12 protein-coding genes are annotated in these 15,477 nt (G+C 65.2%); 2 read left to right on the forward strand and 10 right to left on the reverse strand.

The genetic code is table 11. The features are described 5' to 3' along the window. Window position 1 precedes the first annotated feature (1 nt). Window positions 2-1,447 (reverse strand): cytochrome ubiquinol oxidase subunit I, encoded by a 1,446-nt coding sequence (locus ACZ0AV_RS11255; RefSeq protein ID WP_499151090.1) that lies wholly within the window; start codon window positions 1,445-1,447, stop codon window positions 2-4. A gap of 313 nt (window positions 1,448-1,760) precedes the next feature. On the opposite strand from ACZ0AV_RS11255, the gene ACZ0AV_RS11260 reads away from it, so the two are divergent. Next, complete coding sequence (locus ACZ0AV_RS11260; RefSeq protein ID WP_499151091.1) at window positions 1,761-3,938, forward strand: TonB-dependent receptor family protein; 2,178 nt, start codon at window positions 1,761-1,763, stop codon at window positions 3,936-3,938. 86 nt (window positions 3,939-4,024) lie between these two features. Here the strand turns inward: ACZ0AV_RS11260 and ACZ0AV_RS11265 are convergent, their stop codons facing one another. From ACZ0AV_RS11265 to ACZ0AV_RS11290, 6 genes are all read right to left on the reverse strand, one after another. Next, the gene (locus ACZ0AV_RS11265; protein ID WP_499151092.1) at window positions 4,025-6,418 is read right to left on the reverse strand and encodes a TonB-dependent siderophore receptor; all 2,394 of its coding nucleotides are present in this window, start codon (window positions 6,416-6,418) and stop codon (window positions 4,025-4,027) included. Window positions 6,419-6,552: 134 nt separating this feature from the next. Then, entirely contained in the window at window positions 6,553-7,497 is a 945-nt protein-coding gene (locus ACZ0AV_RS11270; RefSeq protein WP_499151093.1) for a FecR family protein, read from the reverse strand. Continuing rightward, window positions 7,494-7,997 carry an RNA polymerase sigma factor gene (locus tag ACZ0AV_RS11275; protein WP_499151094.1) on the reverse strand — a complete coding sequence of 168 codons (504 nt, stop codon included), beginning with the start codon at window positions 7,995-7,997 and terminating at the stop codon, window positions 7,494-7,496. Before ACZ0AV_RS11275 ends, ACZ0AV_RS11270 begins: the two co-directional genes overlap by 4 nt. Window positions 7,998-8,134: 137 nt before the next feature. Beyond that, window positions 8,135-9,433, reverse strand: a complete 1,299-nt coding sequence (locus tag ACZ0AV_RS11280; protein ID WP_499151095.1) for a TRAP transporter large permease — start codon at window positions 9,431-9,433, stop codon at window positions 8,135-8,137. Continuing rightward, on the reverse strand, window positions 9,423-9,899 hold the full coding sequence (locus tag ACZ0AV_RS11285; RefSeq protein ID WP_070880118.1) for a TRAP transporter small permease: 477 nt from the start codon (window positions 9,897-9,899) through the stop codon (window positions 9,423-9,425). Before ACZ0AV_RS11285 ends, ACZ0AV_RS11280 begins: the two co-directional genes overlap by 11 nt. Before the next feature lie 48 nt (window positions 9,900-9,947). Beyond that, window positions 9,948-10,946, reverse strand: a complete 999-nt coding sequence (locus tag ACZ0AV_RS11290; protein ID WP_499151096.1) for a DctP family TRAP transporter solute-binding subunit — start codon at window positions 10,944-10,946, stop codon at window positions 9,948-9,950. A gap of 321 nt (window positions 10,947-11,267) precedes the next feature. On the opposite strand from ACZ0AV_RS11290, the gene ACZ0AV_RS11295 reads away from it, so the two are divergent. Further along, a complete protein-coding gene (locus ACZ0AV_RS11295; RefSeq protein WP_499151097.1) occupies window positions 11,268-12,611 on the forward strand; it encodes an MATE family efflux transporter in 1,344 nt (447 codons plus the stop codon). A gap of 77 nt (window positions 12,612-12,688) precedes the next feature. Here ACZ0AV_RS11295 and nadE read toward each other — a convergent pair whose 3' ends face one another. The 3 genes from nadE to ACZ0AV_RS11310 are packed head-to-tail and all read right to left on the reverse strand — an operon-like array spanning window position 12,689 to window position 15,388. Further along, window positions 12,689-13,516, reverse strand: a complete 828-nt coding sequence (gene nadE, locus ACZ0AV_RS11300; RefSeq protein WP_499151098.1) for an NAD(+) synthase — start codon at window positions 13,514-13,516, stop codon at window positions 12,689-12,691. 20 nt (window positions 13,517-13,536) lie between these two features. Then, window positions 13,537-14,742, reverse strand: a complete 1,206-nt coding sequence (gene pncB, locus ACZ0AV_RS11305; RefSeq protein ID WP_499151099.1) for a nicotinate phosphoribosyltransferase — start codon at window positions 14,740-14,742, stop codon at window positions 13,537-13,539. Then, the gene (locus ACZ0AV_RS11310; RefSeq protein WP_499151100.1) at window positions 14,735-15,388 is read right to left on the reverse strand and encodes an isochorismatase family protein; all 654 of its coding nucleotides are present in this window, start codon (window positions 15,386-15,388) and stop codon (window positions 14,735-14,737) included. The genes pncB and ACZ0AV_RS11310 overlap by 8 nt, the downstream gene beginning before the upstream one ends. Between the last annotated feature and the right edge of the window lie 89 nt (window positions 15,389-15,477).

Consider the following 15,477-nt stretch of genomic DNA (forward strand, 5'->3'; position numbering starts at 1 on the left):
GTCATGCCCTCCCTTCTGCGTTTTCACCACCGTGGTCACTGTCGTGCGTCCCCTCCTTGGGTGCAGACAGCGGCCGCGCGGGCGTATGCCGGGTGCCCGGCCCGCCGTCGTCCTGATGGTCACCTTCACCGGTGACCGGCCCTTTGCGCACCAGGCGCATCACGTAGCTCATGCCGGCGCCGAACACCGCGAAGTAGATGACCACAAACAGCACCAGGGTCAGCCCCAGCTGCCCGGCGCTGTGCGCCGACACACCGTCGGCGGTGCGCATGATCCCGTACACCACCCAGGGCTGGCGGCCGATCTCCGTGGTGAACCAGCCGGCGAGGATGGCGATCAGCCCGGAGGGCCCCATCCACAGGCAGAAGTACAGGAACGGCCGCGACTCAAAGAGCCCGCCGCGCCAGCGCAGCCACAGGCTCCACAGGCCGGTGAGGATCATCAGCAGGCCCATGGCGACCATCACCCGGAACGACCAGAAAACGATGGTCGAGTTGGGCCGGTCTTCCTTGGCGAACTCCTTGAGCGCCGGCACTTGCTTGTCCAGGCTGTGGGTGAGAATCAGGCTGCCCAGGTACGGCACCTCGACCTTGAAGCGGGTTTCCTCGCGCTCCATGTCCGGCCAGCCGAACAGAATCAGCGGCGTCGGCTCGCCGGAGCTGTTGTCCCAGTGGCCCTCGATGGCGGCGATCTTGGCAGGCTGGTGTTCCAGGGTATTGAGGCCGTGGAAGTCGCCGATCACCGCCTGCACCGGCGCGACCAGCAAGGCCATCCACAGGGCCATGGAAAACATCTTGCGCATCGCCGGGGTGTTGCGGCCACGCAGCAGGTGCCAGGCTGCCGAGGCGCCGACGAAGAACGCGGTGGCGAGGAAGGCAGCGGTGGCCATGTGCGCCAGGCGGTACGGGAACGAAGGGTTGAACACCACGGCGAACCAGTCCACCGGGATCACCCGACCGTCGACGATCTCGAAGCCCTGGGGCGTCTGCATCCAGCTGTTGGAGGCGAGAATCCAGAAGGTCGAGATCAGCGTGCCAACCGCCACCATGATCGTCGAGAAGAAGTGCAGCCCCGGCCCGACGCGGTTCCAGCCGAACAGCATGACACCAAGGAAGCCCGCTTCGAGGAAGAACGCGGTAAGCACCTCGTAAGCCAGCAGCGGCCCGGTCACCGAGCCGGCGAAATCCGAGAAGGCGCTCCAGTTGGTACCGAACTGGTAGGCCATCACCAGGCCGGACACCACGCCCATGCCGAAGTTGACCGCGAAGATCTTCGCCCAGAAGTGGTACAGGTCGCGGTACACCGTTTGCCCGGTCTTCAGCCACAGGCCTTCGAGCACCGCCAGGTAACTCGCCAGGCCGATGGTGATGGCCGGGAAGATGATGTGGAAGGAAATGGTGAAGGCGAACTGGATGCGTGCAAGATCCAAAGCCTCTAGGCCGAACATGTAGGCGTCCTCATCAGGTTTGTCGTTGACCGACTTCTGGTTGTCTGCAACGGCTCGAGCAGGTCCGGCAAACACCGCCTTGACCTGGATCAACCGCTCTGCAGAAGACTACGCCCCACCGCGCGTCTTGCCGCCGTGGTGGGTTGCCGCGCGACAGGCCGTCACGTGCGGCGTTCTGACTTAGTTCCATGAGCCTGGTCGCTGTGCGGACTATCGGACGAAGGGAATACGTGGCTTATCCTGCGCGGCGGCCGTCCTATCCGGCGCTGCCTGCTACAACCGCTGCCAGCTGTTCCCATGGAGATTCCCGATAATGCGTTCCCTGCCCCCCTTTGCCCTGCGCCCGCGCCACCTGCTGGCAGCCAGCCTGCTGACCTGTGCGGCGCTTCCCGTTGCCCACGCCCAGACCACACCGGGCGCCGTGCAGCTGGACGGCATACGGGTATCCGACCAGCCGCTGACCGAACGGCAGGCGGCGGCGGAGCAGCTCAAGCGGGTACCGGGCGGCACCAACCTGGTTGATCTGCAGCGCGTCGAAGAAGGCCGCGTGGCTGGCAATCAGGATGTATTGGCCTACCAGCCGGGCGTGTATGCGCAATCGCCCGGCAACGAGGGCATCAAGATTGCCATCCGCGGCTCGGGCATCAACCGCGGCACCGGCTCCCACGCCTCGGGCAACCACATCATGCTCGACGGTCTGCCGTTGACCGGCCCGGGCGGCACGCCCTATGAGCTGCTGGAGCCGCTGTGGCTGAGCCGCGCCGAAGTGCTGCGCGGCGCCAACGGCTTCGACAAGGGCTCGCTGGCGCTGGGCGGCGCCGTCGACTACATCACCCGCACCGGCCGCGATGCCGACACGCTACAGCTGCGCTACGAGGCGGGCAGCCACGGCTACCAGAAACGCAGCATCAGCTCCGGCCAGGTACTGGGCGATTTCGATTACTACATCAATGTCACCGATAGCCGCTACGACGGTTATCAGGACCACGCCTCGGGCAAAGGCCAGGGCGTGGCGGCCAACGTCGGCTATCGCCTCAACGAGAACCTCGAGACGCGCTTCTACCTGCGTTATCGGGAGACCGAACACGAGGTACCGGGCCGCCTGACCAAAGCGCAGATCAAGCACGACCCAAGGGCTGCAGCCGCCAACAACCTGCGTATCGATGCGCACCGCGATCAACCCGGCAGCACCTGGCTGGCCAACAAGACCACCTGGCAAATCGACGACGATTCGACGCTGGTGGCGGGCCTGGCCTACCACCACTACCCGATGGATATCGTCGAGAACAGCTCGCCCAACGGCAACACGTACCGGGTGCGCGTGGATTACAGCGATGTCAGCGGCACCCTGAACTACACTCGTCGTCACACCCTGTTCGGCCTCGACAGCACCACCACCCTCGGTTTTCGCAGCACCACCAACCTGCCGAGCAGCAAGTCCAGGGAAAATGCTGCGCTACCAATAACCGTCGGCGCGAGCGGCGGCCCGACAGCCACTTACCCGGCCGGCACCCTGATGCGCGCCTACGAGCACCTGGGTTCGGACAACGTGCTGCATATCGGCAACGAAACCGAACTGGCGCCCGATCTGTGGCTGACCAGCGGCCTGGCGTTGATCTACACGCGCCGTGAAGTACAGGTGACCTGGCCGGCCACCGACGACAAGCTCAGCGAACACACCTGGGATTACGCGCCGCGCATCGGCCTGCGCTACCAACTCAACCCGGACGTACAGCTGTACGGCAATATCAGCCGCTCGGTCGAGCCGCCCCATGCCTGGTCGATGCTCTGGAGTTCGCCGTTGCGCTTCCCGAACAGCAATCAGCCCTACAGCGCTCGCCAGCGCGCGCCGATCTCGCTGGATAACCAGACGGCTACGACCTTTGAAATCGGCGGCCGTGGCGACTCCGTGCTGGGCCAGTGGGATCTCGCTTACTACTACTCAGTAGTGCGCCATGAACTGCTGACGGTGGAAATCACTCCTGGGATCCCTCCCTCCGAATCCAACGCCAGCCCGACCATCCACCAGGGCATCGAGCTCGGCCTCGACAGCCCGTTGTGGAACGGCGGCGCAGCCGGCGCCCTGGCCCTGCGCCAGGCTTACACGTACAGCGACTTCCACTACCGCGACGACGATGCCTTCGGCGACAACCGCCTGCCGGGCCTGCCGCGCCATTACTACCAGGCCGAGCTGCGCTACGACCACCCGAGCGGCTTCTACGCCGGGCTCAACAGCCAGTACGCCTCCAAGGTCGCGGTGGACTACGCCAATTCCTACTACGCCGACGCCTACGCGATCTTCGGTGCGACCCTTGGGTACGCCTCGCCGAAAGACGACTGGCAGACCTGGCTGGACCTGCGCAACCTGACCGACAAACGCTACGCCGCCACCGTCACGCCAGGCTACGACGACAACGGCGCCGACGTTGCCCGCTCGACTCCGGGCGAAGGTTTCGGGGCGTTCGTCGGCGTGTCGTACAGCTTCAATTGAGCCCGGCGCCCTACCCAGTAGCCTGGGTCGAGCGCAGCGACACCCGGGAGCATTACCCGCCAAGCGCCGCGGGTGCGTTGGCGTGATCAGAAATCCAGGGTGGCCGATACCTTCAACGTACGCGGCTCGCCCTGAGTTAGATAACCGCCATTGGTGGACGCCCAGTAGGCCTTGTCGGCAACGTTTTCGAGGCCGGCGCGCAAGGTCAGCTGGCGCTCTTCATCCAGTTTCAGGGCGTAGCGGGCACCCAGGTCCACGCGGGTCCAGGCGGGAATGCTCAGGGTGTTGGCGGTGTCGTAGTACTGCCCGCCGGTACGCAGTAGCAGGCCGTTGAAACTCAGGCCGGCAACGCCAGGCACGTCCCAGTCAGCGCCCACGTTGTACTGAAACTCGGGCACGCCAACGGCGCGGTTACCATCATTGGCGCCATTCGCCGTACCGCTGAGTTCGGTGTCCATCAGCGTCGCGCCCGCCAGCACGCGTAGCCCGGAAAGTGGCTCGCCGAACAGGTTGAGTTCCACACCGCGGTTACGCTGTTGGGCGTCCACGCTGAAGGTGCCGTTCTGGGTCACGCCCTGCGGCTGTTCGATCCGGTACACGCCAAGGCTGCCGCCAAAGGTGCCCCAGTCCAGTTTGACGCCGGCCTCGATCTGCTTGGTGCGATAGGGCGCGAACATCGTTCCGCGGTTGCTGGCGGCAGCCGGCGCAGTCGGCCCCTGCTGCAGGGACTCGATGCGGTTGGCATACAGCGACACGACATCGGTCGCCTTGAACACCAGGCCGTAAGCAGGCGTGGTGATGCTGTCCTGGTAGTTGGCGGTGCGAGCGCCGGTGCCCGCGCTCCAGGCATCCGCGCCGATGGATTGGCGGCGCAGCCCAAGCGTCACCAGCAGCCGGTCATCGAAAAAACCCAGCGTGTCGGAAACGGCCACGCTGCGGGTGATCACCTTGGCGGTCTTGCGCGGGTCGTGCAGATCGCCACTGACGCTGGCGACCGGTTCGCGCACCGGTTGCGGATCATAGAGGCTGCCCGGCACCCGATTGGCTGCACTGGTCGACTCGAACGCGTTGCGCCGCTCTTGCCAAAGCCCATTCATGGAAACGTTAAGCTGATGGCTCACCGGACCGGTCTGCAGGTTGCCACGCAGGCCCGCCACGCTGCTGAAGGTTTCCTGATCGAGGGGCGAATACAGCCGCCCTACCTCCCCACGACCATCCGATGATGCCACGTACACCGAGGAATACACACCGTTCTCACGGGTGTATTTGCCGCCACCGGCCAGGTACGCCGTCCAGTTTTCACTCAGGTCGTATTCGGCGTTGAACATGCCGTAGGTGTCTTCCAGTTGTGACCAGCTCCAGGGCTGCGAATAGTTGGCGTCGGAGTCAGGCACCTTGGGCACCTTGCCGCCCAACCCGGCGGGGGTCAGGTAGACCACCGAGCGGCCTTCGTTGATGCGCTGTTTCTGATAGCCGAAATCGGTGGACAGGCGAAGGCGCTCGCCACGGTAATCCAGGCCGACGGTGGCCAGGCTGAAGTGCGAATGCTCACCGTCGATTGCCGTTTCGCCGTCGCGCTTGGCCACATTGACGCGGGCTCCGAAACGGTTGTCTTCGCCGAAACGGCGGCCGAGGTCGACATGGCCGCCGGTGCGCGAGTCGCTGGCGTAATCGAGCGTGATGCTGCGGTTGGGCGTGTCCTCGGCGCGCTTGGAAACCACGTTGATGGCCCCTCCCACCCCGCTACCACCTGGCGCGACACCATTGAGAAAGGCGTTGGCGCCCTTGAAAACCTCAACGCGTTCGACCGCTTCGGTGGAGATGATCTGCCGCGGCAAAATGCCGTACAGGCCGTTGAAAGCAATATCGTCGGTGTACAGCTGGAAGCCGCGCACCACGAATACCTGGGAGAAATTACCAAAACCGTTGGACTGGCGAATCGCCGGGTCGCTGGCCAGCACCTCGCCGAGGCTGCGCGCCTGGCGGTTCTCGATCAGTTCGTTGGTATAGCTGGCGGCGCTGAACGGCACGTCCTGCATATCCTGATTGCCCAGCATGCCGATGCGCGCACCGCGGGCGACCTGGCCACCGGCGTATTCCACCGGCAGGTCGAGGCGCCCTTCGGCCTGGCCGCTGACGGTGGTGGCGTCGAGCTGCAGCGAACTGGCATCGCTGCTCAGCGGCACCAGGCTGACCGTGCCGTCGGTGCCGATCAGGTAGCTCAGGCCACTGCCCTGCAACAGCCGCTGCAGGCCTTCGGCAACCGAATAGTCACCCTGCAGCGCCGGCGCCTGACGGTCGCCTTCGGTCAGGCTGGCGTCGTAGAGCAGGCGCACGTTGGCCTGCTCAGCGAAATCGGTGAGCGCCACGTCGAGGCGCTGGGCCGGAAGGTCGAACTCCACTGCCGACGCGCTGGCGGCGGCGAGCAGCAGGTGGGCGGCAGCCAGTGCCTGGAAAAGAGGAGAACGCGTCATACGCATGCGGGTGTCCTGTTCTGCGAAAGATCATGCGAAAAAGTCGCATTTGCAGAAACGGAAGACGAAACAGCCAGGCACTTCTGAACCGTCAATGAAAACTATTTTTCATTGCGCGCGCTTCAGGGGCGAGCAAGCCCTCAAGTGCGGCTGACCAGCAGCAGACCAGGCAGGCGCACCAGCCGCACCGGCAGGTTGCTTTCGATGGCACGCAGCACCGCCTGCGGGTCATCGTGGGCGAATACGCCAGTCACCTTGAGGTCGCGCACGCTCTGGTCGAGAAAGATAACCCGCTGGCGCTGGCTGCGTTCCAGCTCAGTGAACACCTCGCTCAGCGGCTGCGCGCGAAACACCAGCTTGCCGCGCTGCCAGGCCAGTTGCTGACGGGCATCGAGGGCTTGTAGCGGCTGCAGGCGCGCGCCGCTCCAGCGCACCTGCTGGCTGGCACCGACCAACAGCGGCTGCGCCCGGGCATCGCTGGCCTGCACCTGCCCTTGCGTCACTGCCAGCACGACGTCCTTGCCGTCGTAGTCGACATCGAACCGCGTGCCGGTGACGCGAATGCGCGCGGGGCCGGCCTCGACGAAAAAAGGCCGTGTGGCATCTTTGGCCACCTGGAAGTCCGCTTCGCCGCGGTACAAACGAATCTCCCGGCGGCCCTCGCTGATCGTCCAGTCCAGCGCGGTCGCACCGTTGAGGGTGAGGATCGAACCGTCTTCCAGTTCGACGCTGCGTATCTCGCCCGGCGCGGTGGCGAAGTCGGCGTTCCAGCTCCTCCAAACGCCCTGCGGCAGCCAAAGCGCCAGCACCAACAGCGCGGCGCTCGCCAGCGGCACGGCCCAGCGCAGTGACCGTCGCCGACGCAGCGGGCGCACTTGCGCAGCGGCTGGTTCGCTGGCCGGTTGTTCAGCCAACTGGCCGAGCAACGCCCACAACCGTTCCACGTCCATGGCGGCCTGCTCGTGCGCAGGCGAGGTGCAACGCCAGGCACTGGCGGCGAGGCGATCAGCCGCCGTAGCGCGGCCGGAATGCAGCAGCACCTGCCATTCCCGGGCCTGGGCGAGAAGCGTTGAATCGGTGGTCACGGCATCAAATCCATTTTCTGCTGACACTGCTCCAGGGCCTTGAGGATATAGCGCCCGGCCATGCTTTCGGAGACGCCGAGACGCAGGCCGATTTCCTTCTGGGTCAGGCCCTCGAGGCGGTTCCACAACAGGGCCTGACGCAGGTGGGGTGGCAGATCCTGAAGAATATCCTGCAGGCGGGCAAGCTGTTGGCCGCCCTCGACGATCTGTTCGGGCCCGGGCTGATCCGACTCCAGTTCGACCGACACGCTTTCCTGCACCGGCCGCGTCTGCTGCTGGCGTCGGTGGTCGATGATCAGGTTACGGGCGATGCGGTAGAGAAACGCGCGCAGGTTCTCCACATCGCCGCTGCCACGACGCTGAAGGCGCAGCCAGGTTTCCTGGCGCAGGTCAGCGGCCAGCTCGTCGCACTTCACCTGGCGGGTAAAGAAGCGCAGCAGCTCACCGGCATGGCGCTGAAACTGGCCGTCCTGGGCATCGGAGTCGTGGGGCGGACGCACTCGAGAAATCTCGTGCAGGGGAACGGGTTGCGAACATATCGCCGCTGATAACTATTTTCAACAAAAGGCGACCGTCGACCGCTTGCATGACGCGTTGGGCACCGGGCGCCGCATCCAAGCACCCGGTGCCCAGCGGCTCAATCGACCGCGTACCCCAACACCCGCGGCAACCACAGCGCGATCTCCGGGAACGCCGCGACCAGCACCAGCGCGCAACCCATCACCGCAACGAACAACAGCGCCCAGCCGATGGTCTGTTCCAGGCGAATCTTCGCCACTTCGGTGGTGACCATCAGGTTGATCGCCACCGGCGGGGTGAACTGGCCGATGGCGATGTTCATCGCCAGTAGGATGCCGAACCACACCGGGTTCCAGCCGAAGTGCTGCATCACCGGGATGAGGATCGGCATCAGGATCAGGTAGATCGAGATGGCGTCCAGCAGCATGCCGGCCAGCAGCACGGCGATCATCACCAGCACCAGCAGCACCGTGCCGTTATCGGACAGCGAGATCAGCCATTCGGCCATGTGCCGGAACGTGCCGAGCATGGTGCCGGCCCAGGCGAAAATCCCGGCCAGGGCGATGATCAGCATCACCACCCCGGAAATCACCGCGGCCTCGCCACATAGGCGCCACAGGCTGCGCCAATCCAGCTCACGGGTGACGAACAGCCCGACCGCCACGCCATAAGCCACGCCTACCACGGCTGCTTCGGTGGGTGTGAACAGGCCGCTGCGCAGGCCACCAAGGATGAGTACCGGCGCCAGCAGGGCTGGCAATGCCTGCTTGAAACTGGGCCATAACGGCGGCCGCTCGACGCCCTCGGGTGATTCCCAGCCATAACGCCGCGACAGCAGCCAGACCGGCAACAACAGCACCGCACCGGCCAGGATGCCGGGAAACAGGCCGGCCGCGAATAGCGCACGCAGGTCGACGCCCGGCACCACGATCGAATACAGAATCAGCGCGATCGACGGCGGAATGAGGATGGCGGTCGAGGCCGATGCTGCGATCAGGGTTGCGGAAAACGGCTTGGGGTAGCCCGCCTTGGTCATGCTCGGCAGCATCACCATGGCCACCGCGGCCGCGTCCGCCGGGCCGGAGCCGCTCATGCCGCCCATGATCAGGCACACCAGCACCGCCACCATCGCCAGGCCACCGTGGCGCGGGCCGATCATCGCCTGGGCGAAGCGCACCAGACGCAGCGCCACCCCGGCCTTCTCGAATACCAGGCCGGTAAGAATGAACAGCGGGATGGCGATCAGCGGGTATTTGGCCACGCCGTTGTAGGTGTTGGTGCCCAGGGTCGCGAGCATCTCCGGCGACAGCCCGGCGATGATGCCGATAGCGCCAGAAAGCCCCAGGGCAAACGCCACCGGCACGCCGAGCAGCAGCAACACCAGAAAACTGGCGATCAACCATAGATCAGGACTCATCGTGTTCGCCCCCGCGCAGCCGCTCCAGGGTCATCTGGCACAAGCGCACGAACATCAGCAGGCTGAGCACCGGCAGCCAGACCACGTACCACCAGTTCGGCAGCCCCAGGCCCGGCGACTCGGATTGCCACTGATATTCCTCCAGCGCGAATTGCCCGCCGAACCACAGCACCAGCCCCAACACCAGCGTGGCCGCCAGCCATTGCAGAATGATCAGCGGCGTGCGCAGCGCCGGGCACAGCCGTTCGAGAAAACCGATACGAATATGCCGATTGCGGCGCAGCGCCACCGAGGCGCCCGCGAACGTCAGGACGACCAGGAGGAACACCGACAATTCTTCGGTGAAGGCAAAAGAGGCATTGGTGAAGTAGCGCACCACCACGTTGGCCAGGCTGATCAGGCCGATGATCAGCAGCGCCAGGGTGGCGAGCCCGCGCTCGAGCGGCGCGTCCGCTTGTTTGTTCATGAGGTTCTCGCAGCAAAACGGGAGCCGGGGCCGGCTCCCTCGCACTTATCAGGGCTGGGCAATGGCGCTGCGGGCAGCGTCGAGCAGCTTGTCACCGATTTTCGGTGCCCACTTTTCGTGGACGCTCTGGGTCGCATCGACGAACGCCTGGCGTTCGGCCTCACTGAGCTCGACCACTTCAACGCCGCGACTGCGGATGTCTTCCAGGCGCTTGGCCTGCTGGCCACGCGACAGCTCGACCTCCCACTTGCCGGCATCGATCGCCGCCTGTTCGAGCAATTCACGGTCGGCTTCCGGCAGGGTTTTCCACACGCGCTGGTTGACCGCGAAGATCAGCGGGTCGGCCATGTAGTGCCACAGCGTCAGGTACTTCTGGCCGACCTGATCGACCCGCGCCACGTCGAACACCGACAGCGGATTTTCCTGGCCATCGACGGCGCCGGTGGTCAACGCCGGCTTGGCATCTGCCCAGCTCATCTGCGTCGGGTTGGCGCCCAGCGCGCTGAAGGTGTCCTGGAACAACGGCGAGCCGACCACGCGGATTTTCAGGCCCGCCAGATCAGCGGGGGTTCGTACCGGCTTGGAGGAGTTGGAGACTTCGCGAAAACCGTTCTCGCCCCACGCCAGCGGGACGATGCCGCGCTGCTCGATGGCCGCGAACGCCTGCTCGCCGGCCTCGCCTCCGGTGATGGCATCCAGGTCGGCGCTGTCGCGCATCAGAAATGGCAGTGAAAACAGGTTCAGCTCAGGCACTTGTGGCGACCAGTTGATGGTCGAGCCGACGGCCATGTCGATCAGCCCGGAGCGCATCGCCGAAAACTCCTTGGTCTGGTCACCGGCGACCAATTGGGCGTTGGGGTAGACGCGCAGAGTGATGCGCCCCTCGGACCGTTCGTTGACCAGATCCGCCCATTTCTGCGCGGCCTGCCCCCACGGGAAGGCATCCGACAGGACGGTAGACACGGAATATTCGCGAGCCTGGGCAGCGAAGCCGGCCGACAGTGCAGCAGTTGCGGCCACGGCCGCAAAGAAGCGAGTGAATTTCATGGGGCATCCTTGAATGGATCGCGGTTCTAGTTGTTTTAAGTGCGTACGCCTCGACCAAGGTCAACAGCGCAGCAGATCCAGCGGCGAGCGGATGGTTCGCCAGACGTGCCGGGGTCGGCACGGAAAACGGCACCCTGGGGCGCCAGCGCAGCCAAGCCGTCTTGTGGACGAGCGGGCCACCTTGCAGTGATACGACGTGAGGCAACTATCCCAGAAGCGCGGCGTGCATGCCATATCATCGTGAGCGCTGCATGCGCGCCACCAAGCCCGCGGCATTCGGCGGTTCTGCCCCTATAATGCGCAGTCCAAAGGAAGCCCTGCATGTTTCGTGATGCCTGGCGCCATGCGCCGACCCACCGCAAGGTGTGGGCGCTCGCCGCGCCGATGATTCTTTCCAACCTGTCCGTGCCGCTGGTGGCACTGGTCGATACCGCCGTGGTCGGCCACCTGCCACATGCCCATCAACTGGGCGCGGTGGCGGTGGGCAGCAGCCTGTACATCCTGATCGTCGGGCTGCTCGGTTTCCTGCGCATGGGCACCACCGGGTTTGCCGCGCAGGCATGTGGGCGCGGTGATGGCGGCGCGTTGCGCCAGGTACTGGTGCAGGGCCTGCTGCTCGCCGCGGTATTGGCGCTGACCCTTGGCGCGCTGGCAGTGCCGTTCAGTGGTCTGGCCCTCGGGCTGATGAACCCGTCGGCGGAGCTGGATGCGCTGACCCGCGAGTTCCTGCAGACCCGCCTGCTCGGCCTGCCTGCTGCGCTGGCCAACTATGCGCTGATCGGCTGGCTGCTCGGCGCGCAGAACGCGCGCGCGCCGCTGGTGATGCTGCTGGTCACCAACCTGCTGAACATCGTGTTGTCGCTGTGGTTCGTGCTCGGCCTGCATTGGGAGGTGGTCGGCGCGGCGCGCGCTGCGGTGCTCGCCGAGTGGGGCGGCCTGCTGGTCGGCCTGGCGCTGACCCGCGGTGCGCTGCGCCGTCACCCTGGCCGTACGCAGTGGGCGGCGATGGGCAAGTGGCAGAGCTGGCGAGCACTGCTCGCAGTCAACCGCGACATCTTTCTACGCTCGCTGGCGCTGCAGGCGGTGTTCCTGCTGATCACCATCCAGGGTGCGCGCCTCGGCGATGCCACGGTGGCGGCGAATGCGCTGCTACTCAACGGCCTGCTGGTCACCGCCTACGCGCTGGATGGCCTGGCCCACGCGGTCGAAGCGCTGTGCGGCCACGCCATCGGCGCGCGTGATCGCCTGGCGCTCAGGCGCAGCCTGATCGTCGCCGGCCTCTGGTCGCTGCTGGCCAGCCTGCTGTTCGCGCTGTTCTTCGCTGCGGGCGGCCACCTGTTCGTCAATCTGCAGACCAACATCCCCGCCGTGCGCGAAACCGCCATGCAGTACCTGCCCTATCTCGCCCTGCTGCCGCTGTTCGCGGTGTGGAGCTACCTGCTCGATGGCCTGTTCATCGGCGCCACCCGCGCCCGCGAAATGCGCAACGCGATGCTGGTGGCCCTGGCCCTCGGCCTGCCCATTGCGCTGGCGCTACAGGGCTTCGGTAACCACGGACTATGGATCGCCTTCCTGATCTTCATGGCACTGCGCGGCCTGGCACTCGGCGCCCTGGCCTGGCATTTGGCGCGTCGCGATCGATGGCTGGCGGCGCCCGGCGGATAAGCGCGCCACGCCCGCAGTCGCCCTGACCATAAAAAAGCCCGCCTGAAGAGGCGGGCTTGCGGGTCACGCTGCAGGGTTCAAGGCACCAGCGGCAATTCGCGCTTGTGCTGGGTCTTGTCGTAGGTCTGCACGATGGCCTGGTAGGCCGTGTCGCTGACCGGCTTGCCTTGCAGGAAGGCGTCGATGTCTGCGTAGCTGACGCCGTGCACCTGCTCGTCGGGGATGCCCGGGCGCTCGTCTTCCAGGTCGGCGGTCGGCACCTTGGAGAACACCGCGGCAGGTGCGCCGAGGCGTTCGGCGATCTGCCGCACCTGGCCTTTGACCAGGCCGCTGAGCGGCGCCAGGTCGCAGGCGCCGTCACCGAACTTGGTGAAGAAACCCATCACCGCTTCGGCCGCGTGGTCGGTGCCGATGACCAGCCCGTTACGGGCGTTGGCAACGGTGTACTGGGCCAGCATGCGCATGCGCGCCTTGGTGTTGCCGAGCACGAAGTCGCGGCGTGACGATGCCAACTCTGCCAGCTCACCGATCTGCCCCGCCAGCCCCGCTACCGCCGGGGCGATGTCGATGGTCTGCACTTCGTCGGCGGCGATGAAGGCCAGCGCGGCCTGGGCGTCCGATTCGTCGTGCTGCACCTTGTGCGGCAGGCGGATGGCGATGAAGCGGTAGTCCTGATCCTGTTTTTCGTCACGCAACTGCTCCACCGCCAGCTGGGCCAGGCGACCGGCTGCGGTGGAATCCACCCCGCCACTGATGCCCAGCACCAGCGCCTTGGTGCGCGAGGCGATGAGGGTGTCCTTGATGAAGGCGATGCGCCGGGCGATCTCGGCGTCCACGTCGGCGTCCGAGGTGAACGGGGCGATGACGCCCAGGGCGTTGGCGATTTCAGCTTGTCGATTGCTCATGGTGTCTCCCTTGGTTCGCTTCAGTTGGCTTCGAGGCGAAAAACATGTTTCAGGTAGGTCACGAAGTTGGGGTCGCGGCACTGGGTCTTGCCGGGTGTATCGGAGATCTTCGCCACCGGCTGGCCGTTGCAGTCGATCATCTTGATGACGATGTTCATCGGCTCGACACCGGGAATGTCGCAGGTCAGGTTGGTGCCGATGCCGAAGCTGACATTAATGCGATCATGCAGCGCGCGGTACAGTTCAAGCGCCTTGGGCAGCGTCAGACCGTCGGAGAAGATCAGCGTCTTGCTCTGCGGGTCGATGCCCAGGCTCTCGTAGTGGGCGATGGCCTTTTCGGCCCACTGCAGCGGGTCACCGGAGTCATGGCGCAGGCCGTCGAACAGCTTGGCGAAGTACAGATCGAAATCTTCGAGGAAGCTGGACATGCCGATGGTGTCGGTCAGCGCGATGCCCAGCAGGCCACGGTACTCCTTGACCCAGCATTCCAGCGCGGCCTTCTGGCTGTCGATCAAGCGCGGGCCGAGCTGCTGGTGCGCCATGAACCACTCGTGGGCCATGGTGCCGATCGGCTTGAGGTCGAATTCGCGGGCCAGGTGCACGTTGCTGGTGCCCACGAAGCGGCCTGGGAAATCGCGCTTGAGGATGTGCACCACCTCCTCCTGCACCCGGTAGGAAAAGCGCCGACGGGTGCCGAAGTCGGCCAGCTGGAAGCCCGCCAGTTCGGACGCGGTGGCCTCGCCCTTGAGCCAGTCGAGCTTCTCGTAGAGCCGCTCGCGCACCTGCTCGATCACCACCTCGCGGTAGCGATAGCGGTTGCGCACTTCCGAGACGATGGCCAGCAGCGGGATCTCGTAGAGGATCACGTGCAGCCACGGGCCGCGCACACGGATCGCCAACTGGCCGGCATCGTCGGTGCCGACGTGCACGTAGCGCATGTTGAAGCGGAACAGGCTGAGAAAGCGGATGAAGTCGGCCTTGATGAAGGGGATCTTCTCCAGGTAGGCGAGCTGGTCCGGGGTGATCGAGGTGTTGACCAGTTGTTCGATCTGGTAGCGGATCTCGGCCAGATAAGGCGTCAGGTCCTCATTGCTGCGGCAGCGAAATTCCCACTCCACTTCGACGTTGGGGTAGTTGTGCAGCACCGCCTGCATCATGGTCAGCTTGTAGAAGTCGGTGTCCAGCAGGTTCTGGATGATGCTGGGGGCGAATACGCTCTCACTCATGGTCACTCTCCTCGAGGCGGGCCAGCTCGCTATCGAGCGCTCCGCTATCGGCGCAGATGATGATGCCCTGCGCACGCATCTGGTCGATGGCTTGCGTTGCGCCAGCTTCGGAAATGGCTCGGCACGCCGGAAGATACAGCAACACCTGCAAGCCGGCGCTACGCAGTTGCAGGGCGGTGTTCTTCACGCAGAAATCCAGAGCCAGGCCACCGACCACCACGGCCTCCACTCCGGCGACTTTCAGGTATTCGATGACGCCCGTGCTGCGCTTGCCGGCCAGGTCGTGGAAGCAGGCGCCGTAGGGGTGCAGATCGGGTTCGACACCCTTCCAGACGAAGAAGTCATAGTCGATCGGGGCGGGCAACGCATCCAGCAGTTCGAAGCCCGGCGTGCCCGGCACGCAGTGACTGACCCAGGTCAGGTCGGCGTTGGCGTGGGTCAGCGGCTGGAGCATCTGCGCATGGCTGCCGACCACCCAGATGGCATTGGCGGCGTGGGCATCCTTGCTACCGAGGCGCAGAGTGCCGCGACGCGCCATGTCGTTGAGCGGCGCGGCGATCTCGTGGCCGCCTGCCACTGGCAGTTCATCGGGGCACAGGTGGGTGAAGCCTTTCTGCGCATCGACATCGAACGTGGCGATCTTCATCTGACACCTCCTGCTGGTGGAGCCGCATCACTGCGGGATGGACACATATTCCACCAGGTGTATTATGTGTGTCAACACCCACCTGCAAG

It is taken from the genome of Pseudomonas sp. AC532 (assembly GCF_979258965.1).

Coding starts and splice junctions, on each gene's coding strand:
- pncB (WP_499151099.1), bottom strand. CDS start 14,742: ATGAGTGAGAGCGTATTCGCCCCCAGCATCATCCAGAACCTGCTGGAC.
- ACZ0AV_RS11260 (WP_499151091.1), top strand. CDS start 1,761: ATGCGTTCCCTGCCCCCCTTTGCCCTGCGCCCGCGCCACCTGCTGGCA.
- ACZ0AV_RS11295 (WP_499151097.1), top strand. CDS start 11,268: ATGTTTCGTGATGCCTGGCGCCATGCGCCGACCCACCGCAAGGTGTGG.
- ACZ0AV_RS11310 (WP_499151100.1), bottom strand. CDS start 15,388: ATGAAGATCGCCACGTTCGATGTCGATGCGCAGAAAGGCTTCACCCAC.
- ACZ0AV_RS11280 (WP_499151095.1), bottom strand. CDS start 9,433: ATGAGTCCTGATCTATGGTTGATCGCCAGTTTTCTGGTGTTGCTGCTG.
- ACZ0AV_RS11255 (WP_499151090.1), bottom strand. CDS start 1,447: ATGTTCGGCCTAGAGGCTTTGGATCTTGCACGCATCCAGTTCGCCTTC.
- ACZ0AV_RS11285 (WP_070880118.1), bottom strand. CDS start 9,899: ATGAACAAACAAGCGGACGCGCCGCTCGAGCGCGGGCTCGCCACCCTG.
- ACZ0AV_RS11290 (WP_499151096.1), bottom strand. CDS start 10,946: ATGAAATTCACTCGCTTCTTTGCGGCCGTGGCCGCAACTGCTGCACTG.
- nadE (WP_499151098.1), bottom strand. CDS start 13,516: ATGAGCAATCGACAAGCTGAAATCGCCAACGCCCTGGGCGTCATCGCC.
- ACZ0AV_RS11265 (WP_499151092.1), bottom strand. CDS start 6,418: ATGCGTATGACGCGTTCTCCTCTTTTCCAGGCACTGGCTGCCGCCCAC.